1 pseudogene is annotated in these 515 nt (G+C 63.7%); it reads left to right on the top strand.

Annotated elements, in window-relative coordinates:
- Positions 1-124: 124 nt before the first annotated feature.
- A pseudogene (locus ACFPN9_RS30320) lies at positions 125-397 on the top strand (integrase core domain-containing protein); the annotation flags it as partial.
- Positions 398-515 lie beyond the last annotated feature (118 nt).

Here is a 515-nt window from a genome sequence, read left to right as displayed (position 1 = left end):
TCGGGGATCTCTCGGTTCAGGGTTGGCGTTCACAACCCAAACCTAACCGGCAATCGCCGGTGACCACCGTCAGCTACACCACGCTATGGGACACGACCATGTGGCCTGAGGACGACGCTTACGTTTCAATGGCCGCCTGCGAGACGAACTGTTGAACGAGACGCTGTTCTCGTCCCTGGCACAGGCCCGGACCGCCTTGGCCAACTGGCGCTCAGACTACAACACCGAACGCCCTCACTCCCAGCTCGGGTGGCAGACGCCGTCTGTCTTCGCCTCGACCTTCTCCCCGCGACGGCTCCTGGCGCTGCGCTATGCGACAAGCACGGCGCCAGAGACCGTCGCTTCACCAGCCCAAACGGGCTCCGTAACCGCCGGAAACGAACTCAGCGCTGGATAGAAACTGGGGGCAACGTCAAAAGCGCTCCGCGAAGATCTGGCGGCCGCATAGAACGGCATCGCACCTGAAGCGCCGGACGAGGATCTGGAGTTCGACGCGTCGGCCGCTGAGCGGCAGG

The organism is Allobosea massiliensis (assembly GCF_042655245.1).
GTDB classification, from domain to species: domain Bacteria; phylum Pseudomonadota; class Alphaproteobacteria; order Rhizobiales; family Beijerinckiaceae; genus Allobosea; species Allobosea massiliensis.
Note: the sequence above shows the minus strand (reverse complement) of the source record. Positions and strands in the feature narration are given on the sequence as shown.